Here is a 26973-nt window from a genome sequence, read left to right on the forward strand (position 1 = left end):
TTGAAAGCGCTGGCGGGACGCTAGCATTTGTCGCTCCCGCCTCTACAATGCCGCGCCGCGTGCGGCGCTTGAACAGCGCCGGCCACTGCGGCAGGCTCTACACGATCAAACGACCCAGACCGGGAGAAAGGAAAACATGGCACTCATCAGCATGCGCCAGATGCTCGACCACGCCGCCGAGTTCGGCTACGGCGTGCCGGCCTTCAACGTCAACAACCTCGAGCAGATGCGCGCCATCATGGAAGCGGCCGACAAGACCGATTCCCCGGTGATCGTCCAGGCTTCCGCCGGTGCCCGCAAATACGCCGGTGCGCCGTTCCTGCGTCATCTGATCCTGGCGGCGATCGAAGAATTCCCGCACATCCCGGTGTGCATGCACCAGGACCACGGCACCAGCCCGGACGTCTGCCAGCGTTCGATCCAGCTCGGCTTCTCCTCGGTGATGATGGACGGTTCGCTGCAGGCCGACGGCAAGACACCGGCCGACTACGACTACAACGTCCGCGTGACCCAGCAGACCGTGGCCTTTGCCCATGCCTGCGGCGTTTCCGTGGAAGGCGAACTGGGTTGCCTGGGCAGCCTGGAAACCGGCATGGCCGGCGAGGAAGACGGCGTCGGTGCCGAGGGCGTGCTTGACCACAGCCAGCTGCTGACTGACCCGGAAGAAGCCGCCGACTTCGTCGCCAAGACCAAGGTCGATGCCCTGGCGATTGCCATCGGCACCAGCCACGGCGCCTACAAGTTCACCAAGCCGCCGACTGGCGACACCCTGTCGATCCAGCGCATCAAGGAAATCCATGCGCGCATCCCGGACACCCATCTGGTGATGCACGGTTCCTCGTCGGTGCCGCAGGAGTGGCTGCAGATCATCAACCAGTACGGTGGTGAAATCGGCGAGACCTACGGCGTGCCGGTCGAGGAAATCGTCGAGGGCATCAAGTACGGCGTGCGCAAGGTCAACATCGATACCGACCTGCGTCTGGCCTCCACCGGCGCGATTCGCGAGTTCATGGCGAAGAACCCCAGCGAGTTCGACCCGCGTAAATACTTCGCCAAGACCGTCTCGGCCATGCGCGACATCTGCATCGCGCGCTACGAAGCCTTCGGTACAGCCGGCAATGCCAGCAAGATCAAGCCGATCTCGCTGGAAGGCATGTTCCAGCGCTACGCCAGTGGTGAACTGGACCCGAAGATCAACTGATCGGTCCTGATATGAAAAAGCCCGCTTCGAGCGGGCTTTTTCGTTTGTGCCTGACCTCGTTCAGCTGGCGAGCAACTGCTGGATCTGGCTGCGCAGCGTATCCAGGGCGAAGGGTTTGGCCAGTACCGGCGCGGAGCGGGCGATCGGGCTGCCCGACTCGTAGATCTCGATGGGATAGCCGCTGATGAAGATCACTTTGAGGTCGGGCCGCAACTTGAGCGCAGGTTCGGCGATCATCACGCCCGAGACGTTGCCCGGCAGGCGGAAGTCGGTCACCAGCAGGTCCAGATGCGGCTTGGTCGCCAGGATTTCGAACGCCTTGGGCGCACTGTCCGCCTCCAGCACCTGATAGCCCTCGCCGGCCAGATAATCGGCGAGCAGGCTGAGGATATGCGGCTCGTCTTCGACGAGCAGGACGATTTTCGGCGGTGCGTGGTTCATGGTGGTCTCGATGTTGCCTTACGTGCTGCATGCCAGCCCGTTGCGAGCCGGACAGGGTTTCGACAGGCTGCGCGCTGCAAGTTTCAGTCCTGCAGCCAGACGGTCGTCACTTTCGCTGCGCTGCTGTGCGCTGGCGCACGTTGTGAACAGCATCCTCGCCGCTTCGGACGCTGCGCTCAAGGCCGACCTTAGCTGGGGGCGCCTAGCTGGGGGCGCCTAGCTGGGGGCGCCTAGCTGGGGGCGCCTAGCCGGGCGCCCCTGCTGGCCCTGGATGGCGGGCCGCGGTAGGGTGGTCGGCCAGGTATTGCAGGAGTTCAGCATGAGCGAATCGGAGCAGGCAGCGCAGCGCACCCTCGACTATTACCGCCTCAATGCGGAGGCTTTCCGCGAGGGCACCCGTGAGCATGACGTCAGCCAGAATCTCGATGCCCTTTTGCGTCACATTCAGGCACAGCCCCCGCTGCGCATCCTCGATCTCGGCTGTGGCCCGGGACGTGACTTGAAGGCATTGACCGCCCGCGGACATGTGGCAGTAGGGCTCGACGGAACCGAAGCGTTCGTCCAGATGGCTCGCGCCGAAAGCGGCTGCGAAGTCTGGCATCAGGACCTGTTGCACTTGCAACTGCCGTCCGAGTCGTTCGACGGCATTTTCGCCAACGCCGTGCTGTTCCATGTGCCGAGCGCTCATCTACCCAAGCTGCTGTCGCAGTTGCACGGCACGCTGAAGCCGGACGGGGTGCTGTTCTGCTCCAACCCGCGCGGGCAGGACGAGGAGGGCTGGAACGGGGACCGCTACGGCGTCTGGTATAGCTGGGCTACCTGGCGTACGCACGTGCTGGCGGCCGGTTTCGTCGAACTGGAGCACTATTACCGGCCGGCAGGACTGCCCCGAGCGCAACAGCCGTGGCTTGCCAGCGTCTGGCGCAAGGCCTGAACAGGCAGTGCAGGCCGCAGAATGCAACCTGCGTCACGCTTTGTATTGCGTTTTGCACGGCTTAATTCTTTTTGCTAATCGCATAAATAATTGATTTTAAAGGAAAAAATAATAATTCCGAGGTTGGCACGAACGCTGCTCCGTTAAGTCCGCTGGAACTTATTGGAGTACAGAACAATGACCGCCGCACAACAATTCCTTACTGCTGCCTTTCCTGAGTTCGAAGTGCTCACCGAGCCCCGCCCGGATGGCGGCTTGCTGCTGACCCTGCGCAACGACGACCGCACCCTGGTCAAGCGTGCACTGTCCAAGGGGCAGACCCAGACCCGAATGCAACTGGAATGGGTCGTCAGCTCGGTTCGCCGTGACCTAGCGCTGGAGGCGGGGATGTCGCCTTCCATCGCACACCTGCAGAGCCAGAGCCGTACCGCACTGCCTACCTACGAGTACGCCTGAGCCGCTCGGCTGCGGGATGACCGCAGCCACATTTTTCGACACCGGGCCACAGAGCTCGGTTCGTTTGCCGTTAAGCCGAAGAGGATTGCCGCATGAACGCCATCGACCTGCTGATTGAGGATCATGAGCGCGTAAAGGACCTGCTGACGCGCCTGACCGATTCCACCGAGCGCGCCGTGAAGACGCGTACCGAACTGCTGAGCAAGCTGGAAATGGAAGTGACTATCCACACGCAGCTGGAAGAGCAGATTCTCTATCCCGCCTACAAGGAAGCTGGCGGCAAGGAAGAGGCCAAGATGTACCACGAGGCCAAGGAGGAACACCGAGCTGTGGATGCGCTGGTGCTGCCAGATCTGAAGGCAACCGACCCGGGCAGCCTCGAATTCTCCGGCCGTGCCAAGGTGTGCAAGGAGTTGCTTGAGCACCACATCGAGGAAGAGGAATCCGAAATGTTCCCGCAGGCCCGCGAGCTGTTCGATGCCAAGCGCCTCGAAGAAATGGGCGAGCAGATGATTGCGCTGCGTAACCGTCTGAAAAAGGAACTGACGGCCAAGCAGGCCGCCTGAGTTCCGCGTCTCAACCGGGGCCTATAGCCCCGGTCTGCTCGACCATGGTCTGCCCCCGGACCACCTGCTTTGCTGACCTGCATCAAAACCGCCGCGTGGCTCCGCTGCGACCCTTGATGGCTCGATGGCATCATCTGGTGCATTCCCTCGACGCAACCCTTGCTCGTAACTGCATGGCGCGCAGTCCTAGTGGCGTGTGTCCAGCGTACAGGGGCGGGGATGGAAGACGAGCTGAAGGCACTGCTGCAACGAGTCGGGCTCGGCCTCGACCAGATTCTGGTGCGCAAACGTTACCTGCAGTGGCAGGCCAGTGACGGGCTGCGTCTGAACCGCGCCGCGGCGGAGCTGGAATCTGCGCACCCGGCCTTCATCGAAAAACTCTACGAACACCTGAATGCTTTCGGTCAACCCTCCGCCATGCAGAACGATTGCGTCGGGATCGCACGGCTGAAGCAACGCCAGCTGGAGTATTACCGCCGCCTGTGGAGCGGCCCATACGAGCGTGATTATGTGCGCGACCGGTTGCTGGTCGGGCTGGTGCACCAGCGTGTCGGGGTCGATTTGGAGTGGTATCTGGGGGCGTACCGCCTCTACCTGTCGGAAATGCTCCGGACGCTGCTGGGAGACGGCGACCAGCATGCGCTTTACGACAGCCTGCTGAAGATCGTCTTCTTCGACATGATCCTCGCGATCGACACCTACAGCGCGGCGCAGCGACATGCGCTGGAGGACAGCGAGGCGCGACTGACCCGGGCACTGCGCGGCTCCGAGGATGGTATCTGGGAGTGGGATGTCGAGCGCGATCAGCTGCACCTCTCCGAACGCTGGACCGCCATGCTGGGGATGCCGATGCAGGCCGGCTATTGCAGCCGCGGCTGGTTCGAGCGTGTGCACCCGGACGACCTGCCCGGGCTGCGCGAAGCGATCGCTGCTCACCTCAACGGGCACTCCCCTTCGCTGGCGCATGAATACCGCGTGCGCATGGAGACCGGTGAGTATCTCTGGGTGTTGGTGCGAGGGGTAGCCGAACGTTGTGAGCAGGGCACGCTGCGCATGGCAGGTTCGCAGACCGATATCAGTGCACGCAAGGCGGCGGAGGAGTGCCTGCGCCATGCTGCAAGGCATGATGCGCTCACAGGTCTGGCCAACCGCCTGCATCTCGATGAGCTGCTCAAGGAGGTGCAGCAGCGCCCGTATGGTCGAGCGGCTGCCTTGCTCTTCATTGACCTGGACCGCTTCAAGCTGATCAACGACAGCCTCGGCCATGGCGCTGGCGATCAGGTGTTGGTCGAAGTCGCGCAGCGGCTGTTGCACTGCCTGCGCCCCGGCGATCATCTGGCGCGCTTCGGGGGTGACGAGTTCGTTGCGTTGCTCGGTGATCTGGCCTGCGAAGCCGATGCCGAGCGCGTGGCGCAGCGGATGCTGGTCGCACTGCGCGAGCCGTTGCAGCTTGGTGAACGCACGCTGTCGGTCAGCGCCAGCATCGGCATCGCTCCCCTGCAGCGCGACGGACAGGCGCTGAACGTGCTGCAGGCAGCGGACCTTGCGCTGTATCGCGCGAAAAGCGCCGGCAAGGACCAATTCGCGCTGTTCTGCGATGGCCTGCATTCCAAGGCCGCACGCCAGCTGGAGCTGGAAAGTGCGCTTGCGCAAGCGCTGACGCGCCGGGAATTCACGCTGCATTACCAGCCGATCTGCCGCGTCGAGCAGGGCCAGCCCTATCTGCTCGGCGTTGAGGCGCTGCTGCGCTGGCGCTTCGAGGACAAGCCGGTTGCGCCGATGGAGTTCATCCCGGTCCTGGAGGAGTCGCGCGAGATCGTCCGGGTCGGCGAATGGGTGCTGCGTGAAGCCTGTCGCCAGGTCCGGCGTTGGCAGCAGGCAGGGCAGACGCAGCTCTACTGCGCGGTGAATCTGTCGATCCGTCAGTTGCAGCAGGTCGACTTTGCCGAGCTGCTGGCGCGGGTGTTGCGTGAAACCGGGCTGCCGCCGCAAAGCTTGCTGCTGGAGATCACCGAGACACTGCTGATGCATGACAGCGAGATGATGCTCAACTGCCTGCACGAAGTCGCTGCGCTGGGGGTGCGTCTGGCGCTGGACGACTTCGGCACGGGCTACTGCTCGCTCGGGTACCTGAAGCGCTACCCGCTGCATGTGCTCAAGGTCGATCGCAGCTTTATCGCGGCAGCCCCGGATGACGCCGATTCGGTGGCGATCAGCGGCGCCATCATCGGGTTGGGGCAAAGCCTCGGCTTGGCAGTGGTCGCCGAAGGGGTTGAGCGACCCGAACAGATCGAGTTTCTCGTCGCGCAGGGTTGCCGGGCAGTTCAAGGCTACTGGTTCAGCCCGCCGCGGCCGGCCCCCGAGCTGCAGGCGCTGTTCGATGGAACGCGCCGAGCCGACGGACTATGGGGCTTGCAGCAGCTCCGGTAGCAGTCAATCGATTGCACTGGTCCTCAGGATGACAGGCGCCGGATGCCGCCCGCAATCGGGCAGGCAGGGGCACTCTTGCGCCTCGAAGCGGTCAACCTTCTGTGAATCTGACGATTCAAGAATTCTCCGGCTATCCGTCGGACCACCCTGAAGGAGGTTAACCATGCGTCTTACCTATCTGCTGCCCCCCGTACTCGGACTCTTGCTGGTCGGTTGCGGCCCAGACGAAGACCGCGAGCGTGAGCCGACTCCGCCGCCAGCCACTACCGAGCAGCCTGCCGCACCTTCCACCGATACCACCACACCACCTGCAGGCACTGGCACCGGTACCGGAACTGCTCCGAGCACCGGAACGGGTACCGGCACTGGCACTTCTGGCGGCATGGCCACTCCGCCCGCTGACAACGGCAGCGGCCTGGGCACCGAATCCGGTTCGGGCACTGCGCCCAGCACTGGTACGGGCACCGGCACTGGCACCGGCACTTCGCAGTAAGCGCCGGTACCACCTGACCCAGGCACCTTGCGCATCGCGAGGTGCCTCCCGCAGGAGAAAGCAATGAAGTGGAATTATCTATTGGCCGGCGCCCTGAGCGCGCTTGCCATTGCGGGTTGTTCACCGGACGAAGAAGAGTCGGCGCTGGACAACAACACCCGCAACCAGCAGGAATATCAGAACACCGCGACCGATCCCGCAGGGCCGCGGGAGATCTCGCCGCCGTCCAACCGGACCAACGAATAAGCGAAGTGCTGCTGCGCTGGCTAGACGTACTGTCCGGCGGCGTAGCCAGACGCCCAGGCCCACTGGAAGTTGAAGCCGCCCAGGTGGCCGGTGACATCGAGGACTTCACCGACGAAATACAGTCCCGCGGATTTCTGCGATTCCATGGTCTTCGACGACACTTCCCGCGTGTCCACTCCTCCCAGCGTCACCTCCGCGGTGCGATAGCCTTCGGTGCCAGCCGGAACCAGCTGCCAGTCCGCGAGTTTCGCGGCGATCGCTTCCAGTTCACTGGGTACGTATTGCTTGAGCGGCTTGGAGTCGAACCAGTGCTCGCACAGCAGGCCGGCCATCTTGCGGGTGAAGACGTCACCCAGCACGGTTTTCAGCTCAGCGTTGGGGCGTTCCTGTTTCTGCGCTGATAGCCACTCGTTCAGGTCCAGATGGGGCAGCAGGTTGATATGCACCACGTCGCCTGGTTGCCAGTAGGAAGATATCTGCAGGATCGCCGGCCCAGACAGGCCGCGATGGGTGAACAGGATGTTCTCGCGAAAGCTCTGCCCGTTGCAGCTGACCAGGCAATCTTCTACCGATGTGCCGGATAGCTCGGTGCAGATGGTCTTGAGCTGTGGCTCGGTGATGGTGAACGGCACCAGCCCGGCCCGTGTCGGCAACACGCTATGGCCGAACTGCCGGGCAATCTGGTAGCCAGCGCCGCTGGCGCCGAGGGTGGGAATCGACAGCCCGCCGGTGGCGATCACCAACGACTGGCAGCGCACCGCGCCTACGCCGGTGTTCAACTCGTACCCTTCGTCACGCTTGGCAATCGACTCGACCGCGGTATCCAGGCGCAGGTCGACGCCGGCCTGGGCGCATTCGTCCAGCAGCATCTCGAGGATGTCGCTGGACTTGTTATCGCAGAACAGCTGGCCGAGCTTTTTTTCGTGATAGGCGACGCCATGGCGGCTGACCATCTCGATGAAGTCCCACTGGGTGTAGCGCGCCAGCGCGGACTTGCAGAAGTGCGGGTTGCTGGAAAGGAAGTTCGCCGGTTCGGTGTATAGATTGGTGAAGTTGCAGCGCCCGCCGCCGGACATGAGGATCTTCTTGCCGGCTTTGTTGGCATGATCAAGCAGCAGCACCCGGCGTCCGCGCGCCGCGGCGGTGAAGGCACACATTAGCCCGGCCGCACCGGCGCCGATCACCACCACGTCAGTCTGCACCACTGCTTACCTCGCGCAAAAGGCGCGATGGTACTCCTGCTGTTGGCTCGGTGCAGCCCGGCATCCGACGAGACGCTGACGCCGATTGGCGCACTTTGTGCTCTGATTGAAATTGATAGCACTTTGCCGGGGCAAGAGAACTTGACAGGCTTGCGACGTTTGCTTGGGTTGATATTGCTGCTGGCAAGCGCTTCGCTGCCCGCCGAAGTGCTACGTCTGGCCGGTAATCTGTGGCCGCCTTATACGGACCGGAGCCTGCCCGGCGAGGGCTTATCCGTTGAACTCATCCGCACGGCGCTTGGCCGTGGCGGTTACCAGGTGGAATACATAGAGGTGCCCTGGGAGCGCGCCCTGCTCGGGCTTCGCAAAGGCAGCTACGACCTGGTCAACGGCTGGCCGGCGGTAAAACGCGTCGACTATTCCCTGAGTTCCCGTGCGTTTCTGATCAACCGGATGCGCTGGGTCCAGCGACGCGGGAGCGGCATTCGTTACGACGGGCTCGACAGCCTGACCGGCTATCTGCTCGTGCTTAGCAGGGGTTACACGTACAGCGATGAGCTGGACGCCGATACGCGCCTGCAGAAGGGCTATGCCGCCAACTTTGTCCAGGCGGCCACGATGGTACTTGCCGGACGTGCTGACCTGACCTTGGAGGACGAGCGCACTGCACTGTTTCACTTCGAGCGGGAGCTGGGGCATGAGCGGGATGCGCTGGCGTTCGTGCCGGGTGAGTTCAGGCGCGTGGAGCTGTCGTTGCTTGTGCGGCGCGACCATCCACGGGCGACCGATATCATCGCTACCTTCAACCGGGAAATTGCCGCCATGCTCGCTGATGGCAGCTACGCGGCGATCTTTGTCCGCCACGCACTGCCGGTACCGGATGGGTTGCCTTAGCGCTGATCCTGGCCCTGACCCGCTGGCTGCTGCTTGAGCAGGTGCACGGCCATGCTGCGCAGCGGCGCGAGCTGGCGGCAGATCAATCCCAGCTGGGTCTGCACTAGGCGATGGGCATCATCCATCTCGTCCGGGGTCTGTTCCAGTTGCTGCGCCAGCGCCTCCTCCTCCTCGCTGTAGATGGCAATGGGCCGGTTCTGTGCCAGCGCGGCGGCGAGATCGTCGAGGCTCGCCGCCAGCTGCTGCGCGGCGCTTTCCAGCAGCGCGTCGCGCGCGTCGTCCGGCAGGCTCTCGCGATGGGCGCCGAGACCGGAGAGGTAGTTGAGCAGGGTGTGGGAAAGAATCAGGAAGCGAAAGCCGGTTTCGGCATCCTTACGAAAGTGTCCCGGTTCGAGCAGCATGTTGGACAGGGTGGTGGATAACGCCGCGTCGGCGTTATGGGCGTTACGCCGCGCCAGCCGGTAGGCCAGGTCGTCGCGCTTGCCGCTGTCGTACTGGCGCATGATCTGGCGCAGGTAATCGCTGTTGCAGCTGAGCGTGTTGGCGACCACCTGATTCAGGCGTCGCCCTTGCCAGTCCGGCAGAATGAGGAACACCGCAGCCGCGGCGATCAGGCTACCGAGCAGCGTATCGAACAGGCGCGGCCAGATCAGCCCGTAACCGTCGCCGACCTGGTTGAAGCAGAACAGCACCATCAGCGTGATGGCCGCGGTGGCCAGGGTGTAGCGCGTGCTGCGGGTGGCGAAGAACACCACGCCGGCGACCACCGCGAACAATGCCTGGATCGGCTGGCTGGGAAACAGATCGAACAGCGCCCACCCGGCGACGAGTCCCAGCACGGTGCCGCTGATGCGTTGTACCAGCTTGATGCGGGTGGCGCCGTAGTTGGGCTGGCAGACGAATACCGTGGTCAGCAGCACCCAATAGCCCTGTTCCGGATGGATGGCATGCAGCACGGCGTAGCCGGTGATCAGGGCAATCGTCATGCGCAGGGCATGACGGAACAGCAGCGAGGTGGGGGTCAGCTGCAGGCGAATGCGATTGAACGCTTCGCGCAGGGTTTGCGGTTGGCGATCCAGCAGGCTGTTGTCCTGCTCACCTTCCAGGGTGCCAGGGTCACTGGCGCTGGCGAGCTGGCGCTGCAGCGTGGAAAGGTTGCCCGACAGTGCGCGCAGTGATCGCAGCAGGCCACGCCAGGCCGGGTTGTTCTGCTCGCGCAGGTGTTCCAGCGACGCCTGCAGGTCCTCCAGCGCCTGTCCATTGGCTTCGCTGTAACGAAACGCCTGGCGCAGCTGGATGGTTTCACCGAGCTCGGCGCAGGCGCTGGCCTGCAGGCGCAACAGGCGCTGACAGCGAAACAGTACATCGCTGTGGAAGAAGGCTTCGGCCAGTGCCTGATAGGGGTAATGCGACGAGCTGACCCGCTCATGCAGATCCTGGGCGAGGAAATACAGTTTGAGGTAGTGATTGATCTTGCCTCCGGCCCGTCCATTGCCGAGGCGGTGCAGCAGCGTCTCCTTGGCCGCGTTCAGCGCGTTGACGACCCGGCCGTTCTGTTGTGCCAGTTCGAGGCGCCGCTGTTCCACGTCCAGCTGGCGCACCGGTTCGAACAGCGCAGCCTTGTAACGGAAATACAGTCCCAGCTCGCGGTACAGCCGCGCCAGGCTCTGCTGCACCGGTTGGTGGGCGAACAGCGCGTTCCAGCACACCGAGAGCAGGCCGTACCAGGCGGCGCCAGCCACCAGCAGCAGCGGGTCGCGCCAGAAGTGTTGCAGTTCACCGTTGCGCTGGTCGGCAGCGATCATGCTGTAGATGGCGAGAATCAGGGTTGCCTGGGCGATCGCCCCGTAGCGTTCGCCCAGCGCACCGAGCATCACCAGTGCAAAGGTGGAAACTGCCAGTCCCGCGACGAACAGCCAGGGATAGGGAAACAGCAGCTCGACGGCCACGGCCGCGATGCTGAAGCACAGCAGGGTGACCAGCAGTGCATTCAGCCGGCCCAGCCAGCTGTCATCGGTTTCCGCCAGCGCGCTGGCGATGATGCCGAGGAACAGCGGGATGATCAGCGTCGGCTGGCCGAGGTACCAACTCAGCCCCATGCTGCCAGCCATGGCGATAAGCACGCGCAGGCTGTAGCCGAACTTCTCCAGCGCCCAGAGGCGACGCAGGGATTGGCTGAGCGAGGGTTGCGGCATGAAGCGATCCGTTGGTGTAGGCCTGATAGGACGAAGCCACCGCGCACGCTGTCGCGGTTGGCTCGTGCGTTCAGCCAGCTGGTGCAGCGAACGCCGGCTGGCACCTGCGTTCGGCCGTTACCGGCTCCAGGCTTGTCAGAGCACGCGTACTTTCAGCGAGCGGCCCTTGATCTTACCTTCATTGAGGCGCTTGAGCGCCTGCTTGACCACACCGCGCTCGACGGCGACGAACGCCTGGAAATCGAAGATGGCGATCTTGCCGACCTGGGTGCCGGGAATGCCGGCATCGCCCGTCAATGCCCCGAGGATGTCGCCTGGGCGCAGCTTGTCCTTGCGCCCGGCGCCGATGCACAGGGTAGCCATCGGCGGCTGCAACGGCGCACCGCCCTTGGGCTTAAGGCCGTCCAGCGGCTGCCAGTTGAGCGGCGCCTGCTGCAGTTTTTCGATGGCCTGCGCGCGATGCGCTTCAGCCGGGGCGACCAGGCTCACGGCCAGGCCCTGATTGCCGGCGCGGCCCGTGCGGCCAACCCGGTGCACATGGATTTCCGCATCGCGCGCCAGCTCGACGTTGATCACCATGTCCAGCGCGTCGATATCCAGCCCGCGCGCCGCGACATCGGTCGCCACCAGCACCGACAGGCTGCGGTTGGCGAACATCGCCAGCACCTGGTCGCGGTCGCGTTGCTCGAGGTCGCCGTTCAGCGCCATGGCCGAGATGCCGTTGGCGCTCAGATGATCGACCAGCTCCTGGCATTGCTGCTTGGTGAAGCAGAAGGCCACGCAGCTTTCCGGACGGAAGCTGGCCAGCAGGCGCGTTACTGCCTCCATGCGCTGCTCAGGGTCGATTTCGTAGAAGCGCTGCTCGATCTGCGCATCATCGTGCAGCGCTTCGGCGCGCACCTGTTGCGGGTCGCGCATGAAACTCGCGGAAAGCTGTTTGATGCCGGCGGGGTAGGTAGCGGAAAACAGCAGGGTCTGCCGCCTGGCTGGCGTCTGGCCGATGATCTCGGCGATGGCGTCGTAGAAGCCCATGTCCAGCATGCGGTCGGCTTCATCGAGTACCAGAGTGTTCAGCCCGTCGAGCTTCAACGTGCCCTTCTTCAGATGTTCCTGCACCCGGCCCGGCGTACCGACGATGACATGCGCGCCATGTTCGAGGGAGGCGATCTGCGGGCCGATCGATACGCCACCGCAAAGCGTGAGGATCTTGATATTGTCCGCCGCCCGCGCCAGACGGCGCAGCTCCTTGGCCACCTGGTCGGCCAGTTCGCGTGTCGGACACAGCACCAGCGCCTGGCAGCCGAAATAGCGTGGATTCAGCGGCTCGAGCAGGGCGATACCGAAGGCGGCCGTCTTGCCGCTACCGGTCTTGGCCTGGGCGATCAGGTCGTGGCCTTTGAGCATGACCGGCAGGCTCTGCGCCTGAATCGGCGTCATCGCCGCGTAGCCGAGGGCGTCGAGGTTGGCCAGCATGGCGGCAGAAAGGGGCAGGGAAGAAAAGGCGGTACTGGGCACGGGAGAGTCTTCAGACGGGAATCGGTCTGCAGTCTATCAGGCTGCCGGCGCATGCGCCGGTCACGCGGCTTCGGTGTGGCGATAGGCCGGCATCGTGAAACGTTTTGAAAGGCCGGCAGACGGAACCCCAGGCGGGGGTTCTGATCGAAAATTGTCCACTATCCGCCCCCAGGAGGTTGTTTTGTCTCGCGTTCTTTTCCTTGCCGGACTGCTGGCGCTACCCGCGTTCGCCGCCGAGCCCACCCTCTACGGACGTTACGAACACATCAAGATCGAAGAGATCGGCAAGACCTTGCCCGCCAAGATGGATACCGGCGCCATGACTGCGTCGCTGTCGGCCCGGGACATCGAGCAATTCGAGCGGGATGGCGAAGACTGGGTCCGCTTCCGGCTGGCCGTCGACGGTGCCGATGACACTTTATATGAGCAACGCCTGCTCGGTATCAGCCGAATCAAGACGCGTGCCGAGGAGTCCGGCAACGTCGATCCGCACCGCGAGCCGCCACGAGCAGAGCGCCCGATTGTGGGGATGCAGCTGTGCATTGGCGATCAGTTGCGCGATGTGGAGGTCAACCTGACCGATCGCACCCACTTCAGCTATCCCTTGCTGATCGGCGCCGAGACCATCCGTGAACTGAACGCCGCCATCTATCCCACCGAGAAGTACACGGCGGGTCAGCCAGCCTGCTGACGCGGTGCCAGCGGCAACGGCGGCGAGTCGGCCAGACGGCGTCCGGTCTGGCCTGAGCTTCGCAGGCTGATCCAGCAGGGCGATGGCGCGCTGCTGCATCAGCCGAACGCCCCTTCGCGTCCAAGAGCAGCCGCTGCCGTTGGCTGGCAGCGGCGCCACCTGAATTCCTCCCCCGTCGAGCCGTCCCGCATGCGCCGGCGGGATCAGCCTGCCTGACGACGTGACAAATCGCCCCGTTTGGCGTTCGCTGGAAACCGCATCGTTTGCCATTAAAAGGCAATATAAGTGAGTTAATTTAGTTTCCTGTTATTTGTCGATATATACAAGTTTAAATCCTGCATATATTTAAAGTTCTCACTGGTTGAAGTTCTTGTTGTTTTGCCATTGTTTTTTTAGTTGGGAAGCGGCGAGATTAATTTGTGACTAGTCGGTATTGAGAGTGCTCCAGCGGGAGGGGCGAGTCGGGGTAGAGGTGCCGCGTCAGCTCGCCGCACGGATCGTGGTCAAAACCGTCTGCCACGAAGGTTACGGCGAGTAGTCCGTCCGATGGCTCGTGGCCACCCTGAGCGGGATTCTTCAGGAGGCTCTGCAATACGTGGTTTGGTCTTTGCGTGTTGTTCGTCAGACTAAAGTCGGGGCTTTCATTCAGAAAGGCACCCCTGTTAAATTCAGCATGTGGGTTCCCTTCACACGTAATAAAAATAAGGCGGAGAACGTCAATGGCCGACAACGATAAAGAAAATGCTGCTGCGTACTGGAAGGCGAATGTTCGCCTTATCACTTGGAGCTTAGTGGTCTGGGCTCTCGTCTCATACGGTTTCGGTATCCTCCTGCGTCCGCTGGTAGCCGGCATCCCCGTCGGGGGAACTGACCTAGGCTTCTGGTTCGCTCAACAGGGTTCCATCATCACGTTCATTGCGATCATCTTCCACTACGCGTGGCGGTTGAACAAATTGGACAAGGAATTCGGGGTTGAGGAGTAAGCCATGAGCCAATATTGGATCAACATGCTGTTCGTGGGCGCCTCGTTCCTGCTTTATATCGGGATCGCGGTCTGGGCTCGCGCTGGGTCGACTAAGGAATTCTACGTTGCCGGTGGTGGTGTTCACCCCGTGACCAACGGTATGGCGACCGCAGCAGACTGGATGTCTGCCGCTTCCTTCATTTCCATGGCCGGTCTGATCGCTTCCGGCGGTTATGCCACTTCCGTTTACCTGATGGGCTGGACCGGTGGCTACGTGCTGCTGGCGATGCTGCTGGCACCCTACCTGCGCAAGTTTGGCAAGTTCACCGTGCCGGACTTCATCGGTGACCGCTTCTACAGCCGCGGTGCGCGTCTGACTGCAGTTGTCTGCCTCATCCTCATCTCCGTTACCTACGTAATCGGTCAGATGGCGGGTGCTGGTGTGGCGTTCTCCCGCTTCCTGGAAGTGAGCAACTCCGCTGGTATCTGGATCGCTGCCGCAATCGTGTTCGCCTACGCTGTATTCGGCGGCATGAAGGGCATCACCTACACCCAGGTGGCTCAGTACATCGTTCTGATCATTGCCTACACCATCCCGGCCGTGTTCATCGCCATGCAGCTGACTGGCAATCCGATCCCGATGTTCGGCATGTTCGGTACCCACGTCGATTCCGGCGTGCCGCTGCTGGACAAGCTGGATCAGGTCGTTACCGATCTGGGCTTCGCTGCCTACACCGCTGACGTCGACAACAAGCTGAACATGTTCCTGTTCACCCTGTCGCTGATGATCGGTACTGCTGGTCTGCCGCACGTAATCATCCGCTTCTTCACCGTACCGAAGGTCGCTGATGCTCGCTGGTCCGCTGGCTGGACCCTGGTGTTCATCGCCCTGCTGTACCTCACCGCTCCGGCCGTTGCCTCGATGGCACGTCTGAACCTGGTTAACACCATCTATCCGGAAGGCCCGCAGGCCGAAGCGATCCGTTACGAAGATCGTCCGGAATGGGTGCAGACCTGGGAACGTACTGGCCTGATCAAGTGGGAAGACAAGAACGCCGACGGTCGTGTGCAGATGTACAACGACGCTAACGCCAAGTTCACCCCCACCGCTACAGAGCGTGGCTGGAACGGCAACGAGCTGACCGTGAACAATGACATCATCGTTCTGGCCAACCCGGAAATTGCCAACCTGCCGGGCTGGGTCATCGGTCTGATCGCTGCGGGTGCCATTGCGGCAGCCTTGTCGACAGCTGCGGGTCTGCTGCTGGCGATTTCCTCGGCAATCAGTCACGACCTGATCAAGACACTCATCAATCCGAAGATCAGTGAGAAGAACGAGATGCTGGCTGCTCGTCTTTCCATGACGGCGGCGATCCTGCTGGCTACCTGGCTGGGTCTGAATCCTCCAGGCTTCGCGGCGCAGGTAGTGGCACTAGCGTTCGGTCTCGCGGCAGCGAGCCTGTTCCCGGCGCTGATGATGGGTATCTTCTCCAAGCGCGTGAACAGCAAGGGTGCGGTTGCCGGTATGCTGGTCGGTGTGATTTCCACCGCCGTGTACATCTTCCTGTACCTGGGCTGGTTCTTCATCCCTGGCACTGCGAGCATCCCGAACACCCCTGATCAGTGGTGGATGGGCATCTCCCCGCAGGCCTTCGGTGCCGTGGGTGCCATGCTGAACTTCGCTGTTGCCTACGCTGTGTCGATGGCTACCGAAGCTCCGCCGCAGGAAATTCAGGATCTGGTCGAGAGCGTTCGTACCCCGAAAGGTGCTGGCGTTGCGCTTGACCACTAACTGATAATGCAGCCGAACGTCAGACCTGCTCTGACACAAGGTTGAAGTAGAAGTCGGGCTTCCATTTGGAAGCCCGATTTTTTTAGGGGGGTTGTATATGTTCTGGCATCTAATCGCGGCAATCGTCGCTGGTGTGGCGGGAGCCGGTATCGGCCTGATGCTGCGCTCACTGACGCGTAAGCGACTGCCGAAATGGATCATTCCGGTGTTCGCCGGGCTGGGCATGCTCAGTTACACCATCCATTACGAGTACACCTGGTTCGAGACCAAGCAAGCGCGTCTGCCGGAAGGCTCGCTGGTGGTAGCCAGTGAAGAGGGCGAGATGCTCTGGCGGCCATGGACCATGCTCTATCCGATGCCGCTGGCCTATACGGTACTGGACGGCGCGAACGCTCAGGTGCAGGACACCGATCAAGGCCGTCTTGGACGTTTCGTACTGTACCGCTTCGAGAAGCAGCACCTGATGTCGAGCGTGAAGAGCGCCAGTTATCAGCTGATCTGCACCGAGAGGGCAATGTTCAGGCTGAACGAAGCCGGCCAGGCGAAGATCGAGACGCTCACCGAGCTGGAAGCCGATTCACCGCTGTATCAGGCTATTTGTGAGGCCCGCCGGTAACTAGGCACTTGCACCCTGGGATATCGCGCATCAGCAACCCCTGATGCGCGCCGTGACGGAAGAGCGGGCCCGCAATGGGCTGATCGGTCAGCTGCAGTGAGTGGCAGCTGATGTCTGTAGGCATCGAATCGTTCGGCGACACTATTCCACCGCGACGCTGACAGCTGCCGGGGGCCACTCAGATCGAATTGAATGCGGCCTTGCGTGCGCGTTGCCAGCATCTGAGCCGCTGAGCCAGTTCGTCGAGGCTGGTCAGGCCCACCCGTTGTGCGCGGTGCAGCAGGATCAGGGCGATCTCTGCGGTCGCCATGGCATCGGCTGATGCGTTGTGGCGTTGCGGGATATGGATATTGAAGTAGTCGAGCCAGTGATCCAGGCCGCCGCGATGGATCATCGCTTCAGGAAATAGCATGGGTGCGAGATCGGCCACATCGAGGAATGTGTGGTCCATCGTGTAGCCCAGCTCTCTTTTCAGCGCGCGGCCGAGCATGCGTTGGTCGAACGGTGCGTGAAAGGCAAGGATCACGCTGCCGGCAGCAAACTCCATGAAGCTGAGCAGCGCTTCGGCTGGTGGCAGGCCGTTGGCCAGCTCACTCGGCGCGATGCCGTGGATGAGCACGCTTTCGGTAACCTTCACCTGACGGCACAGCGTGCATTCGAACTGCTGGGAATAGTCGATGGCACCGTCTTCGATGACAACTGCGCCAATAGCGATGACCAGATCGCGCTTGAGGTGCAGGCCGGTGGTTTCCAGGTCCAGCACCACTAGGCGCTGTTGCCGCAACGGGACCGTCTGCGGCGCAAGGGGAAGCGGCAGCTCGTCAATGCGCTGTTGCTGCTCGGGGGGCAGCTTCGGGCCGCGTGAGTTGAACCAGAACATACTCATAGTTGATAGCGCACCGCGAGACTGGCCTGCAAACGTTGGGCCTGGCGGAAGGACTCGCGCAGGATCCGACGGTCCAGCACATTGAGCGTATCCGGATCCAGGCGGTTGGAATAGGGCAGCTCGTCGCGCGCCTGTTGCTGGTGATGCTGCATTCGCGTCTGCTGAATGAAATGATAGGCCTCTTCGTAGGCCGCACCATCCTTCTTCTCGATAACGCCCTTTTCCACCAGCTTGCGCAGGCGCTCGAGGGTGTTGCAGGTGCCGATGTCATTGCTCAGCGCCAGCAGGCGGGCGCCATCGACGAAGGGCGTCAGCCCCTGCACCTTGAGGTCCAGGGTGTCCTTGCCTTCGCCCTTGCGCGCCACCACGAAGTCGCGAAAGCGGCCCACTGGCGGGCGATGGCGCAAGGCGTTGTCGGCCATCATGCGCTGGAACAGGCTGTTGCCCTTGATCTCGTCGAGCAGATCGCGGCGCAGTTGCTCGCAACCTTCCGACGGGCCCCAGATGCTGCGCAGATCGAAATAGATGGTGCTGCCGAGCAGGTTCTCCGGTGTCGCTTCGCGGACGAACGAGCTGAAGCGGCGGCTCCATTCCTGGCGCGACAGGCACAGCTGCGGATTGCTCGCCATGATGTTGCCTTTGCACAGGCTGAAGCCGCAGGTGTCGAGGTCGCGGTTGATGCGCTCGGCCAGTGGCAGCAGGCGGCCGCGGATATGCGCGGCTTCGGCAGCGTCGGCGGCCTCGAAAAGAATGCCGTTGTCCTGATCGGTGTAGAGGGTCTGCTCCTGACGCCCCTCGCTGCCGAAACACAGCCAGGTGAAGGGCACGCCCGGGTCACCCATGTGCTCGATCGCCAACTCGATCACCCGGCACACGGTGTGGTCATTGAGCAGCGTGACGATGTGGGTGATCTGCGTCGACGAGGCGCCATGGGCCAGCATGTTGTCGACCAGCTGTGCGATGCGGCTGCGGATGACCACCAGCGCATCGACGCGGTCTGCATGGCGGATGGTCTGCGCCAGATGCACCAGGTCCACTCGCTGCAGGGAAAACAGGTCGCGCTCGGAAATCACGCCCTGCAACAGACCGTTCTCCACCACGCAGACATGGGCGATATGCCGCTCGGTCATGGCGATGGCCGCATCGAAGGCGGTGGCGTCCGGCGGCAGATAGAACGGGTCATGCGTCATGAATTGCGAGATCGGCTGGCTCAGGTCCGTGGTGCCGGTGCCGATGGCTCGCCGCAGATCGCGCAGGGTGAAGATGCCTTGCGGATGCAGAGCCTCATCGACGATGACGATGCTGCCGACGTTCTCTTGCTGCATCATCGCCACCGCCTCGTTGAGCGGCCGGGACGGCAGGCACGAGACGGGGTGATGCAGCGCCAGTTCACCAATGCTGGTTTCCAGTGAGTACTGTTCGCCTAGGCTTTCCACCGCGCGCATCTGTGCCTGTTGGTTGACCAGGTCGAGCAGGCTGCTGACGCCGCGCATGGCGAAATCGCGGAACACTGGCGAGCTTGAGACCAGCTTGACGAAGGCGGGCTTGTTCAGCAGGAAACAGAAGGTGTCCTCGGCGGCCAGGTGCGCCGTGCGGGTCGCGCGTTCGCCCATGAGCGCGGCCATCGGAAAGCACTCGCCGACGATGACTTCGAAGGTGGTATCGGTGCCGCGCTTGGCGGTATGCGGGCGCTGTCCATGAACGCGCCCCTGCTTGACGATATAGAAATGCTGCACCACGCCGTCATCCGGGGAAATGATGCAGTCGCCTTCGGCATAGAAGCGCAGCTCACAGTTCTCCACCAGAAACGTCAGGTGGGCCGGCTCCATCTGGTTGAACGGGGCGTACTTGCGCAGGAACTCCATGGTGCCGTGGATATTCTGCAGTACGGCCGTCTTCCCAGCCTGAGAAAAGGCGTCGGGTGTGCTCATGCTTGGCGTCCATTTTTTGTTAATGGTGGGCTGCGGGCCGTTCGGACCCAATTGGACGTAAGTCTAGTCAGCACGGGCGTTGCAGGAGCTGATCAGGGTCAGCCTGGTGTTTCGGGCTGTTGCGATAGTACAGGCATAAAAAACCGCCCCGTAGGGCGGTTTCTTATCTGGCTGGCGAGCCTCAGGGCAGGGTGAACAGCACCTTGACCGAGCCATTGACGGCAGCACTGTCGACGTAGCCGATCGCATCGGCTTCGGCGGCGACCTTCGCCACTACTGCAGCGTCGTCAGCGACGGTGGGCAGAGGCTGGCCCTTGCCGGTGAAGATCAGACCGGACCAGTAGGACTTGAGCTGGGACTCGTTCTTGCTGGTCACGCCGGCATAGAAGGCTTCCTTGGCAGGTGTCCAGCCAGCCTGGTCGACGCCCTTCATGGACTTGTCCTTGCCCAGGAAGATGTTGGCGACCTCGGACTGCGACGGTGCCTTGGCTGCGCCGGGATTGACGATCACGGCGACCTCGGCCTGAGCCAGGGAAACCATGCCGAGCAGTGCGGCGGTGCCGAGGATGCGAATGGATGCTTTCATCAGGACGCTCCTCAGAATACGAAATCGACGCCGACGGAAACGATGTCGCCGTCGTAGTTGCGGGCGGGGGTGCCCACTGCGCCACCGAAGCGACCATTCACTTCATTGTCGAAGACCTCCTGCGCGCTGCGGGTAAACACGCCGTCATAGCCGTTCTTGGTATCGACGCGCTTGTACTCGCCCTTGACCACCACGGTCGGCGCGGCCTGGTAGTTCAGGCCCAGGGTCCAGGAGCTCTGACGGCCACCGTTGTCATCCAGTTGCGCATAGGTGACGTGCGGCAGGAAATCGCCGAAACGACGGCCACCCATCAGGTAGAAGGAGTCGATCGCTTCCATTCCGTCGTTCTCGATCAGGCGCGAGGTCCACTCGTTGCTGCTGATCCAGGTGCCGTTGTCGTACTGATAGCCGATCGAGGTGAACTTGCCTTTCTCTTTATTCAAGTTGAGCAGGGAAAGGGGTTCGTTGGCGCCAAAGCCAATGGCGGTCGCATCGACGGTGCCGGTGATATCCGTCTTGATATCCGCCTCGACATAACCGATGCGCAGCGTGCCGAAGTCATTGGTAGCCAGGCTGACGCTGGCGCCGAAGAGTTTGCCGTAATCGATATCGAACTGCTCGTCGTAGGCGTAGTAGTCACGGTTCTTCGCCTGGCCACCGGCAAGCTGGAAGGTCACTGAGCCGTACGACAGCGGCACGGTGTAGACCGCGTCGATGCCTTCGTAGTTGGTGACCTGCACCTGGCTGTAGACCTCGTCGGGCAGGCGCAGCCATGGGTAGCTGTAGCCGACGTCGAGGCTTTCGGAATACATGTAGACCGGGCTGCGCAGGCGACCGGCGCGGAGCATCAGCTGGTCGTTGGCCTGCAGCGACAGGTAGGCCCACTCGAGGTTGGCTTTCCACTCGTCCTGCTGCGCCTTGGCCGTGGCCTGGACGGTTACGCCCAGGGTGTCGGTGATGCCGTAGCTCAGCTGGGCGCCGAACTTGGACAGCTGATCGCCGCGCCAGGAATCGTTGGTCTGGCCCTGAATGCCATAGCTGCGACCATCATCTTCGCCGCCCAGGTGAGTGAAGCCGACGGTACCAAAACCGTTGAAGCGATGTTCACCCTGTTCCAGGGCGAAGGCAGGGGTGGCGGCCAGGCAGACAGCTGCCAGACCGGCGACACGAAGTGCAGTCATTTGATGCTCCAAATAATCGTTAAACACGGAATTGGCCCGTAGCCGCGCGCAGGTGGTCTCCGGTACTCACCAGTTGCTCGCCAAGACGGGCGGTGGCTTCGGCGCCGTTAGCGGTTGCTTGTGCGTCCTGCTGCAACACTTGGGTTTCTTGTTGGATGGAACTCGACAGGCCGATCTGTTCTTGCGTGAACTGAGCGATGCCGGCGTTGAGTTCGTCGATCTGGTTGACCGTGCGGGCGATGGTTTCCAGTAGCTGCGTGGCCTCGATCGAGCGCTGGATGCTCGCGCGGGATTTCTCGCCATTGCTGGTCATCACATTGAGTACGGTGTTGGCGCTGTTCTGCAGGCGCTGGATGATCTGCTGGATCTCGGCAGTGGAGGCGGCGGTTTTCTGCGCCAGGTTGCGCACCTCATCGGCGACCACGGCAAAGCCGCGGCCCTGCTCGCCGGCACGGGCGGCTTCGATGGCGGCGTTCAAGGCGAGCAGGTTGGTCTGCTCGGCGATGCTGCGGATCACGGTCAGTACCGAACCGACTTCCTGGGTTTCTTCCTCGAGCTGTTCCATAGCCTTGACCGCGCCCATCACGCTGTCACCCAGGTCACTGATGCCGGTCGACAGGCTGCCGACATGTTCGCGTGCGGTGGCGGCCTGGCGGGCGGCGGAGTTGGCCTCGTCGGAAGCCTGCTGTGAGCGCTGCGCCACTTCCTGAATGCTGCCGGTCATGGTGAGGATGTCGCGGGTGATCGAATCGGTGTGGTGCTGCTGCGACTTGGCGTTTTCTTCCGAGCCTTGGGTCAGCTTGTACAGCTCCTTCGAAACCTGGCCCAGTGGGGTCGCGGCATCGATGATCTGGCGAATGGTGCTCTGCAACTTGTCGAGAAAACTGTTGAACAGCTCGATCATCGCGCCGATTTCGTCGTTGGATTCGACGTTGACCCGCTGGGTCAGGTCGCCGTCGCCGCGGGCAATTGACTGCAGCGAAGCGATCACGCCGCGGATATTGACCATCACGCTGCGGATCACCAGCCAGGCGCCGAGGCTGACCAATATCACCAGCACCAGGCTGAGGATGATGCCCAGCCGCGTGGTGTTGGCGTTGGCTTCGCGGGTCTCGACCAGGGTTTGCTGGAAGCTGTCGTAGGCCTGTGCGCGGAAATCGCTGCCCAGCTTCTGCGCCTGGGCCAGGTCGCTCGCCATGCGGTCGAGGCTCGGTCGCAGGTCATCGAACGAGGCGCTGCCGTCGATCAGCTTGGTCGAGGCGGCGAGCGCGTTGTCGGCATAGTCGCGCACGGATTTGCGCCAGTCGCCCAGGGCTTGGTGCTGCTGGCGCTGATCGCTCAGCAGGGCTGCCAGGGATTGCTGCTGCGTATCGATCTGCTGCAGCACTTCACGAGCCTCGTCGAGCACACCGGGCTCGCCGGCAGCCACCGCGTTGTTCAGCAGAGCCGGCACGCGGGAAAACTGGAAGATCACCGCATCGGCCTTTTCCAGCGTCGGGTAGCCACGGTTTTCGAGAAAGACCAGCCGCGAATCGGTAGCCGAAAGCTGCAGCGAGGTATAGCCGACGTACAACACGAGCCCGAACAGGGCTACTGCCGGCACCAGGGAAAGCTTGGCGGTCAGCGAGAAGTTCTTCAGCATGCATCGACTCCAGGGCGGGCTGCAGGTACTGCGGGAGTTGCGCATATGGCCAAATGCTATCGCGCAACGATATTGTGACTGGAAATGCCTTTCGGGTCACGTTATCGGTTGTAACAGAGTGAACTTGAGAACCGTTCGGCGGATTCGAGGCATAAAAAAACCGCCCCGTAGGGCGGTTCTCTTGCAGCTGACTCGCTTGTTACAGGCCGTTCTTGGCCTTGAACTCACGACGGCGGCGGTGCAGTACCGGCTCGGTGTAGCCGTTGGGCTGCTTGGTGCCTTCGAGGACCAGCTCCAGGGCAGCCTGGAAGGCCACGCTGTTGTCGAAGTCCGGCGCCATCGGGCGGTACAGCGGGTCGCCCTGGTTCTGACGGTCAACCACCGGCGCCATGCGCTTGAGGCTTTCGACCACCTGATCCTTGGTCACCACGCCATGGCGCATCCAGTTGGCCACGTGCTGGCTGGAGATACGCAGGGTGGCACGGTCTTCCATCAGCGCGATGTCGTTGATGTCCGGCACCTTGGAGCAGCCGACGCCCTGTTCGACCCAGCGAACCATGTAGCCGAGGATGCCCTGCGAGTTGTTGTCCAGCTCGTTGCGCTTCTCTTCCTCGCTCCAGTTGGTGTCTTGCGCCAGCGGGATGGTGAGGATGTCGTCGATGGACGCCTTCTCGCGCTTGGCCAGTTCGACCTGACGCGCCTGCACGTCGATCTTGTGGTAATGCATGGCGTGCAGGGTGGCAGCAGTCGGCGACGGCACCCAGGCGGTGTTGGCACCGGCCATGGGGTGGCCGACCTTCTGCTCGAGCATCGCCGCCATCAGGTCAGGCATGGCCCACATGCCCTTGCCGATCTGCGCCTTGCCCTGCAGGCCGCAGGCCAGGCCCACGTCGACGTTGTTGTTCTCGTAGGCGCTGATCCACTTCTCGGCCTTCATGGCCGCCTTGCGCACCATCGGGCCGGCTTCCATGGAGGTGTGGATTTCGTCGCCGGTGCGGTCGAGGAAGCCGGTGTTGATGAACACCACGCGCTCGCGCGCTTCCTTGATGCAGGCCTTGAGGTTGATCGTGGTACGACGCTCCTCGTCCATGATGCCAACCTTCAGGGTATTGCGCGGCAGACCGAGGACGTCCTCGACGCGACCGAACAGCTCGGTGGCGAAGGCCACTTCTTCCGGGCCGTGCATCTTCGGCTTGACGATGTACATCGAGCCGGTGCGGGTGTTCTTGCGGCTGGTGTTGCCGTTGAGGTTGTGCACTGCGATCAGGCTGGTGAACAGGCCGTCCATGATGCCTTCCGGCACCTCGTTGCCTTCCTTGTCGAGGATGGCATCGTTGGTCATCAGGTGACCGACGTTACGGATGAACAGCAGCGAGCGGCCATGCAGGGTCAGCTCGCCGTTGCCGTCGGCCTTGGTGTAGACGCGGTCCGGGTTCATCGCGCGGGTGATGCGCTTGCCGCCTTTTTCAAGCTCCTCGACCAGGTCGCCCTTCATCAGGCCGAGCCAGTTGCGGTAGACGACGGTCTTGTCGTCGGCGTCGACGGCAGCGATGGAGTCTTCGCAGTCCATGATGGTGGTCAGCGCCGATTCCATCAGGATGTCCTTCACGCCGGCCGCGTCGGTCTGGCCGATCGGGCTGGCCGGGTCGATCTGGATCTCGAAGTGAATGCCGTTGTTCTTCAGCAGCACGGCGATCGGTGCGCTGGCTTCGCCCTGGAAGCCCTGCAGCTGGGCCGGGTTCTTCAGGCCGGTGGTGCTGCCGTCTTTCAGCGAAACAACCAGCTTGCCGCCTTCGATGCGGTAGCCGGTGGAATCGACGTGGGAGCCGGTTTCCAGCGGTGCGGCTTCATTGAGGAAGTTGCGCGCGTAGGCGATGACCTTGTTGCCGCGGATCTCGTTGTAGCCCGGGCCCTTGCTGGCGCCGTCTGCTTCGGAGATCGCGTCGGTGCCGTACAGCGCGTCGTACAGCGAGCCCCAGCGGGCGTTGGCGGCGTTCAGGGCGAAGCGCGCGTTCATGATCGGCACCACCAGCTGCGGGCCGGCCATGCGGGCGATTTCTTCGTCGACGTTCTCGGTGGTGGCCTGGAAGTCTTCGGCTTCCGGCAGCAGGTAGCCGATTTCCTGCAGGAAGCTCTTGTATGCCACTGCGTCGTGGGCCTGACCGGCGCGAGCCTGGTGCCAGGCGTCGATCTGCGCCTGCAGGTCGTCGCGCTTGGCCAGCAGCGCGCGGTTCTTCGGCGCCAGGTCGTGGATGACGCTGTCGGCGCCGGCCCAGAAGGCGGCGGCATCGACGCCGGTACCGGGAATCGCTTCGTTGTTCACGAAGTCGTACAGGACTTTGGCGACCTGCAGGCCACCGACTTGAACGCGCTCAGTCATTACTCGCCTCACTTGGTTCTTCTAATTCGACGGACAGTCTCGTTTCTTGTAGTCCGAGTCGCCGGATACTACATGAAGCGCCGGGGAAAATCAGTCCGCCGAAAGAGCCCCCCTGCGACGACGGGGAGGGTGCGGCAGGCTGCCATCGAGGGCGACCGCCTGCTATACCTAATGGGCCGCCGCTACCGCGTGAGCGATTCCCCAGCACAGGAGCAGTCCATGGATCACCTCGTTCTTACCGTCATTGCCGAAGATCAGCCGGGTCTGGTCGAACGTCTGGCCAAGTGCATCGCCGATCATGGCGGTAACTGGCTGGAGAGCCGCATGTCGCGCATGGCCGGGCAGTTCGCCGGCATTCTGCGGGTGGCCGTGCCGCAGCAGGCCCATGCCGAGCTTACCGCTGCGCTACAAGGGCTGGAGGCGCAGGGCATTCGCGTCCTGCTGGCGCACAGCGGCACGGAGCCGGTAGAGAGCTGGCAGGAAATCCAGCTAGAGCTGGTCGGCAATGACCGTCCGGGCATCGTGCGCGACATTACCCATCTGCTGGCCACGCACGGCGTCAACCTGGAAAGCCTGGATACCGAGGTGCTGCCGGCGCCGATGAGCAGCGAGCTGCTGTTCCGCGCCGAGGTGCGCCTGGCCGTGCCGAGCGAGCTGTCGCTGGAGGTCCTGCAACAGCGGCTGGAAGCGCTGGCCGATGACCTGATGGTCGAACTCAAGCTGCAACCTGCTGAGAAACCCTAGCCGGCCGCCGGCATTTCAGCCGGCGCTTTTACGCATGATGCGCCAGGCGTCCAGGCTGTACACCGCAAGCCCCGCCCAGATGCAGAAGAACGCCAGCTGACGGTCGACCGGGAACGGCTCGCCGAACAGCTGCACGGCGAGGATCAGCAGCAGCGTCGGCGTCAGGTACTGCAGGAAGCCCAGGGTCGAATACGGCAGATGACGCGCCGCGGCGTTGAAGCCGAGCAGCGGAATCAGCGTCACCGGCCCGGCGGCCATCAGCCAGAGCGCATCGCTGCTGGTCCAGAATGCCGGCTCGGTGCTGGTGCCGCTGCTGAACCAGAACAGCCAGACCAGCGCTACCGGCAACAACATCCAGGTCTCCACCACCAGCCCGGGCAACGCGGCCACCGGTGCCAGCTTGCGTAGCAGACCGTAGCTGCCGAAGCTCAGCGCCAGCACGATGGAAATCCACGGAAACTCACCGAGCATCAGCAACTGCAGGCTGACACCGACAGTGGCCATCGCCACAGCCAGCCACTGCAGCGGGCGCAGGCGCTCGCGCAGCACGAGCATGCCGAGCAGCACGTTGACCAGCGGATTGATGTAGTAGCCCAGGCTGGCTTCGACCATCCGGTCGTGGTTCACCGCCCAGACGTAGATCAGCCAGTTGGCGGCGATCAGCACGCTGGAGATGCCGAGCACGCCGAGGCGACGTGGATGTGCCAGCAGTTCGCGCCACCAGCCTGGATGGCGCCAGACCAGCAGTACCAGCGAGCCGAACACGGCCGACCAGATCACGCGCTGGGTGACGATCTCGAGCGCGCCGTATTGTTCGAGTGCCTTGAAGTAGAGCGGGAACATGCCCCAGATGCTGAAGGTGGCCAGCCCCAGCAGATAACCCTTGCGCAGATTGGCGGTAGCCATGACGTCCTTCGACGAGCAGCGGAGAGCCGGCCATTTTGCGCCTTCGGCCAGAGGAGAGAAAGGTTAGTCAGCTAACGTAGA

Annotated in this window: 24 protein-coding genes; 13 read left to right on the top strand and 11 right to left on the bottom strand. The window is 62.7% G+C overall.

Translation table 11 applies throughout. The annotated features are described in order from the left end of the window. Positions 1 to 136 precede the first annotated feature (136 nt). On the top strand, positions 137 to 1201 hold the full coding sequence (fba, locus tag PSEST_RS01650) for a class II fructose-bisphosphate aldolase (protein ID WP_014818785.1): 1065 nt from the start codon (positions 137 to 139) through the stop codon (positions 1199 to 1201). Positions 1202 to 1261: 60 nt separating this feature from the next. Here the strand turns inward: fba and PSEST_RS01655 are convergent, their stop codons facing one another. Then, entirely contained in the window at positions 1262 to 1642 is a 381-nt protein-coding gene (locus tag PSEST_RS01655) for a response regulator (RefSeq protein ID WP_015275339.1), read from the bottom strand. Positions 1643 to 1961: 319 nt separating this feature from the next. On the opposite strand from PSEST_RS01655, the gene PSEST_RS01660 reads away from it, so the two are divergent. The 6 genes from PSEST_RS01660 to PSEST_RS01685 all read left to right on the top strand — a co-directional run bounded on the left by PSEST_RS01660 (position 1962) and on the right by PSEST_RS01685 (position 6767). Next, positions 1962 to 2576, top strand: coding sequence for a class I SAM-dependent methyltransferase (locus PSEST_RS01660; protein ID WP_015275340.1), 615 nt, complete (start codon positions 1962 to 1964; stop codon positions 2574 to 2576). Between the two features lie 177 nt (positions 2577 to 2753). Then, positions 2754 to 3032 (top strand): DUF3509 domain-containing protein, encoded by a 279-nt coding sequence (locus tag PSEST_RS01665; protein ID WP_015275341.1) that lies wholly within the window; start codon positions 2754 to 2756, stop codon positions 3030 to 3032. 92 nt (positions 3033 to 3124) lie between these two features. Then, complete coding sequence (locus PSEST_RS01670; RefSeq protein WP_015275342.1) at positions 3125 to 3598, top strand: hemerythrin domain-containing protein; 474 nt, start codon at positions 3125 to 3127, stop codon at positions 3596 to 3598. Positions 3599 to 3817: 219 nt separating this feature from the next. Then, positions 3818 to 6028 carry a putative bifunctional diguanylate cyclase/phosphodiesterase gene (locus PSEST_RS01675; protein WP_015275343.1) on the top strand — a complete coding sequence of 737 codons (2211 nt, stop codon included), beginning with the start codon at positions 3818 to 3820 and terminating at the stop codon, positions 6026 to 6028. A gap of 163 nt (positions 6029 to 6191) precedes the next feature. Continuing rightward, positions 6192 to 6521, top strand: a complete 330-nt coding sequence (locus PSEST_RS01680; protein WP_015275344.1) for a hypothetical protein — start codon at positions 6192 to 6194, stop codon at positions 6519 to 6521. Between the two features lie 63 nt (positions 6522 to 6584). After that, positions 6585 to 6767, top strand: coding sequence for a hypothetical protein (locus tag PSEST_RS01685; protein ID WP_015275345.1), 183 nt, complete (start codon positions 6585 to 6587; stop codon positions 6765 to 6767). Between the two features lie 20 nt (positions 6768 to 6787). Here the strand turns inward: PSEST_RS01685 and PSEST_RS01690 are convergent, their stop codons facing one another. Next, the gene (locus PSEST_RS01690) at positions 6788 to 7972 is read right to left on the bottom strand and encodes an NAD(P)/FAD-dependent oxidoreductase (RefSeq protein ID WP_015275346.1); all 1185 of its coding nucleotides are present in this window, start codon (positions 7970 to 7972) and stop codon (positions 6788 to 6790) included. Between the two features lie 24 nt (positions 7973 to 7996). Here PSEST_RS01690 and PSEST_RS01695 point away from each other — a divergent pair, with 24 nt between their 5' ends. Beyond that, on the top strand, positions 7997 to 8863 hold the full coding sequence (locus PSEST_RS01695; protein WP_015275347.1) for a substrate-binding periplasmic protein: 867 nt from the start codon (positions 7997 to 7999) through the stop codon (positions 8861 to 8863). Here the strand turns inward: PSEST_RS01695 and yccS are convergent. Both yccS and dbpA read right to left on the bottom strand, forming a co-directional pair. Beyond that, positions 8860 to 11058: a YccS family putative transporter gene (yccS, locus tag PSEST_RS01700; protein ID WP_015275348.1), complete on the bottom strand. Its 2199-nt coding sequence runs from the start codon at positions 11056 to 11058 to the stop codon at positions 8860 to 8862. The genes PSEST_RS01695 and yccS overlap by 4 nt on opposite strands. Before the next feature lie 135 nt (positions 11059 to 11193). Further along, complete coding sequence (gene dbpA, locus PSEST_RS01705; protein WP_015275349.1) at positions 11194 to 12573, bottom strand: ATP-dependent RNA helicase DbpA; 1380 nt, start codon at positions 12571 to 12573, stop codon at positions 11194 to 11196. A gap of 181 nt (positions 12574 to 12754) precedes the next feature. Between dbpA and PSEST_RS01710 the strand changes: the two genes are divergently transcribed. The 4 genes from PSEST_RS01710 (at position 12755) to PSEST_RS01725 (ending at position 16636) form a co-directional block, all read left to right on the top strand. Beyond that, on the top strand, positions 12755 to 13264 hold the full coding sequence (locus PSEST_RS01710; protein WP_015275350.1) for an ATP-dependent zinc protease: 510 nt from the start codon (positions 12755 to 12757) through the stop codon (positions 13262 to 13264). A 719-nt stretch (positions 13265 to 13983) separates the two neighbouring features. Beyond that, positions 13984 to 14247 (top strand): DUF4212 domain-containing protein, encoded by a 264-nt coding sequence (locus PSEST_RS01715; protein WP_003282672.1) that lies wholly within the window; start codon positions 13984 to 13986, stop codon positions 14245 to 14247. 3 nt (positions 14248 to 14250) lie between these two features. Further along, on the top strand, positions 14251 to 16020 hold the full coding sequence (locus tag PSEST_RS01720) for a sodium:solute symporter family protein (protein ID WP_015275351.1): 1770 nt from the start codon (positions 14251 to 14253) through the stop codon (positions 16018 to 16020). Positions 16021 to 16117: 97 nt separating this feature from the next. Next, a complete protein-coding gene (locus PSEST_RS01725) occupies positions 16118 to 16636 on the top strand; it encodes a hypothetical protein (protein WP_015275352.1) in 519 nt (172 codons plus the stop codon). 178 nt (positions 16637 to 16814) lie between these two features. On the opposite strand, the gene PSEST_RS01730 is transcribed toward PSEST_RS01725, so the two are convergent. The 6 genes from PSEST_RS01730 to PSEST_RS01755 all read right to left on the bottom strand — a co-directional run bounded on the left by PSEST_RS01730 (position 16815) and on the right by PSEST_RS01755 (position 25242). Next, positions 16815 to 17522 (bottom strand): PolC-type DNA polymerase III, encoded by a 708-nt coding sequence (locus PSEST_RS01730; RefSeq protein ID WP_015275353.1) that lies wholly within the window; start codon positions 17520 to 17522, stop codon positions 16815 to 16817. Next, positions 17519 to 19453, bottom strand: a complete 1935-nt coding sequence (locus PSEST_RS01735) for a putative nucleotidyltransferase substrate binding domain-containing protein (RefSeq protein ID WP_015275354.1) — start codon at positions 19451 to 19453, stop codon at positions 17519 to 17521. Before PSEST_RS01735 ends, PSEST_RS01730 begins: the two co-directional genes overlap by 4 nt. Positions 19454 to 19634: 181 nt before the next feature. Continuing rightward, positions 19635 to 20039 (bottom strand): hypothetical protein, encoded by a 405-nt coding sequence (locus PSEST_RS01740; RefSeq protein WP_015275355.1) that lies wholly within the window; start codon positions 20037 to 20039, stop codon positions 19635 to 19637. Between the two features lie 11 nt (positions 20040 to 20050). Then, positions 20051 to 21220 carry a hypothetical protein gene (locus PSEST_RS01745; RefSeq protein ID WP_015275356.1) on the bottom strand — a complete coding sequence of 390 codons (1170 nt, stop codon included), beginning with the start codon at positions 21218 to 21220 and terminating at the stop codon, positions 20051 to 20053. Between the two features lie 19 nt (positions 21221 to 21239). Continuing rightward, positions 21240 to 22862 (bottom strand): methyl-accepting chemotaxis protein, encoded by a 1623-nt coding sequence (locus PSEST_RS01750; RefSeq protein ID WP_015275357.1) that lies wholly within the window; start codon positions 22860 to 22862, stop codon positions 21240 to 21242. Positions 22863 to 23061: 199 nt separating this feature from the next. After that, positions 23062 to 25242, bottom strand: coding sequence for a malate synthase G (locus PSEST_RS01755; RefSeq protein ID WP_015275358.1), 2181 nt, complete (start codon positions 25240 to 25242; stop codon positions 23062 to 23064). A 219-nt stretch (positions 25243 to 25461) separates the two neighbouring features. Here PSEST_RS01755 and PSEST_RS01760 point away from each other — a divergent pair, with 219 nt between their 5' ends. Further along, positions 25462 to 25986 (top strand): glycine cleavage system protein R, encoded by a 525-nt coding sequence (locus tag PSEST_RS01760; protein ID WP_015275359.1) that lies wholly within the window; start codon positions 25462 to 25464, stop codon positions 25984 to 25986. Between the two features lie 15 nt (positions 25987 to 26001). On the opposite strand, the gene rarD is transcribed toward PSEST_RS01760, so the two are convergent. Next, on the bottom strand, positions 26002 to 26892 hold the full coding sequence (gene rarD, locus PSEST_RS01765) for an EamA family transporter RarD (RefSeq protein WP_015275360.1): 891 nt from the start codon (positions 26890 to 26892) through the stop codon (positions 26002 to 26004). Between the last annotated feature and the right edge of the window lie 81 nt (positions 26893 to 26973).

Source organism: Stutzerimonas stutzeri RCH2, from assembly GCF_000327065.1.
GTDB classification, from domain to species: domain Bacteria; phylum Pseudomonadota; class Gammaproteobacteria; order Pseudomonadales; family Pseudomonadaceae; genus Stutzerimonas; species Stutzerimonas stutzeri_AE.

Excerpts from the sequence above, each read along its gene's own strand:
- PSEST_RS01760 (WP_015275359.1), top strand. The coding sequence starts at position 25,462 with ATGGATCACCTCGTTCTTACCGTCATTGCCGAAGATCAGCCGGGTCTG.
- PSEST_RS01680 (WP_015275344.1), top strand. The coding sequence starts at position 6,192 with ATGCGTCTTACCTATCTGCTGCCCCCCGTACTCGGACTCTTGCTGGTC.
- PSEST_RS01675 (WP_015275343.1), top strand. The coding sequence starts at position 3,818 with ATGGAAGACGAGCTGAAGGCACTGCTGCAACGAGTCGGGCTCGGCCTC.
- rarD (WP_015275360.1), bottom strand. The coding sequence starts at position 26,892 with ATGGCTACCGCCAATCTGCGCAAGGGTTATCTGCTGGGGCTGGCCACC.
- PSEST_RS01750 (WP_015275357.1), bottom strand. The coding sequence starts at position 22,862 with ATGCTGAAGAACTTCTCGCTGACCGCCAAGCTTTCCCTGGTGCCGGCA.
- PSEST_RS01730 (WP_015275353.1), bottom strand. The coding sequence starts at position 17,522 with ATGAGTATGTTCTGGTTCAACTCACGCGGCCCGAAGCTGCCCCCCGAG.
- PSEST_RS01655 (WP_015275339.1), bottom strand. The coding sequence starts at position 1,642 with ATGAACCACGCACCGCCGAAAATCGTCCTGCTCGTCGAAGACGAGCCG.
- PSEST_RS01720 (WP_015275351.1), top strand. The coding sequence starts at position 14,251 with ATGAGCCAATATTGGATCAACATGCTGTTCGTGGGCGCCTCGTTCCTG.
- PSEST_RS01740 (WP_015275355.1), bottom strand. The coding sequence starts at position 20,039 with ATGAAAGCATCCATTCGCATCCTCGGCACCGCCGCACTGCTCGGCATG.
- PSEST_RS01725 (WP_015275352.1), top strand. The coding sequence starts at position 16,118 with ATGTTCTGGCATCTAATCGCGGCAATCGTCGCTGGTGTGGCGGGAGCC.
- PSEST_RS01735 (WP_015275354.1), bottom strand. The coding sequence starts at position 19,453 with ATGAGCACACCCGACGCCTTTTCTCAGGCTGGGAAGACGGCCGTACTG.
- fba (WP_014818785.1), top strand. The coding sequence starts at position 137 with ATGGCACTCATCAGCATGCGCCAGATGCTCGACCACGCCGCCGAGTTC.
- PSEST_RS01715 (WP_003282672.1), top strand. The coding sequence starts at position 13,984 with ATGGCCGACAACGATAAAGAAAATGCTGCTGCGTACTGGAAGGCGAAT.
- PSEST_RS01745 (WP_015275356.1), bottom strand. The coding sequence starts at position 21,220 with ATGACTGCACTTCGTGTCGCCGGTCTGGCAGCTGTCTGCCTGGCCGCC.
- PSEST_RS01755 (WP_015275358.1), bottom strand. The coding sequence starts at position 25,242 with ATGACTGAGCGCGTTCAAGTCGGTGGCCTGCAGGTCGCCAAAGTCCTG.
- PSEST_RS01665 (WP_015275341.1), top strand. The coding sequence starts at position 2,754 with ATGACCGCCGCACAACAATTCCTTACTGCTGCCTTTCCTGAGTTCGAA.
- PSEST_RS01670 (WP_015275342.1), top strand. The coding sequence starts at position 3,125 with ATGAACGCCATCGACCTGCTGATTGAGGATCATGAGCGCGTAAAGGAC.
- PSEST_RS01685 (WP_015275345.1), top strand. The coding sequence starts at position 6,585 with ATGAAGTGGAATTATCTATTGGCCGGCGCCCTGAGCGCGCTTGCCATT.
- PSEST_RS01660 (WP_015275340.1), top strand. The coding sequence starts at position 1,962 with ATGAGCGAATCGGAGCAGGCAGCGCAGCGCACCCTCGACTATTACCGC.
- yccS (WP_015275348.1), bottom strand. The coding sequence starts at position 11,058 with ATGCCGCAACCCTCGCTCAGCCAATCCCTGCGTCGCCTCTGGGCGCTG.
- PSEST_RS01695 (WP_015275347.1), top strand. The coding sequence starts at position 7,997 with ATGGTACTCCTGCTGTTGGCTCGGTGCAGCCCGGCATCCGACGAGACG.